Origin of the sequence: Aliidiomarina taiwanensis, assembly GCF_003987015.1 — a bacterium.
GTDB classification, from domain to species: Bacteria; Pseudomonadota; Gammaproteobacteria; order Enterobacterales; family Alteromonadaceae; genus Aliidiomarina; species Aliidiomarina taiwanensis.
On the sequence record NZ_PIPQ01000026.1, the window covers coordinates 1 to 1,013 of the forward strand.

The 1,013-nt window shown below is 46.6% G+C and carries 1 protein-coding gene; it reads right to left on the reverse strand.

What is annotated here, in order from left to right:
* The coding region (locus CWE15_RS11910; RefSeq protein ID WP_126758300.1) for an IS30 family transposase at positions 1-945 on the reverse strand (945 nt) is incomplete at its 3' end.
* Between the last annotated feature and the right edge of the window lie 68 nt (positions 946-1,013).

Sequence of the window (1,013 nt, forward strand, 5' to 3'; positions counted from 1 at the left end):
GTACTGCAATTGCTCTTTAAAAATTACATCTGGTTGCTTAAACCCTAGTACCTTACGCGGCCTGAGATTTATACGCTGCTGTATTTTGGTCAGCATCTCGTTGGTCAATATCCGTAAGTTGCAGCCTTTCGGAACATACTGACGAAGCAAACCATTAGCATTTTCGTTCGCACCTCGCTGATAAGACGCATATGGGTCTGCAAAGTAAACATCTGCATCCAAAGCCTTGGTGATGCGCTTATGCTCTGCGAACTCTAAACCATTGTCAGCCGTAATCGTATGCACAAGTGATTGAAAAGGTTGTAACATTTCAATCAATGCATCAGCAACCTCATTCGCATTTTTGCTAAATACCTTACGCGTGACATAGAACCGACTTTTTCGCTCTAGAGCGGTTACAATGACTCCAGTTCCGCGTTTACCAATAACAGTGTCGATTTCCCAGTCGCCGTAACGCTCGCGTGTTCCAACAATCTCCGGTCGGTCATGAATAGAGCGTCTATCGACAATGCGTCCGCGCTGCTTATGTGTTCGCTTTCGGTACCGCTTTAATCGATGCCTTAAGTGTTTGTAAAGCTCGCCACCGCGCCGAAAGTCGCGAATGATGTGGCTGTAAATCCACTCATGACTTACTGGGCGGCCTATAGAGCGACAAACCGCAGCGATTTGTTCTGGACTCCAGTCAGCAGAAAGGAGCAACTCAACCGCGGCTACAGTACGCTTACAAATGCTTCTCTTTTTGCTATGACCGCGCCTTTTTGCACTTTTTTGATGAGCCTTGCCAGGCTCATAGCAACCCGATGTAACAGAGTTTCTCCGAAGCTCTCGGCTTACGGTTGATGGTGAAACGTCTAATTTCTGTGCAATCTTTCTGAGTGAAAATTTCTCTGAGAGAAGCAACGAAATCTGGTATCGTTGTCCCTCGGTCAGCTGCCGATAACTCATGTTGGAACTCACTTTTTTTGGTCGAAAAGTAAGACTACCACATGTCGGTAGCTGACCTCCCTTCGACC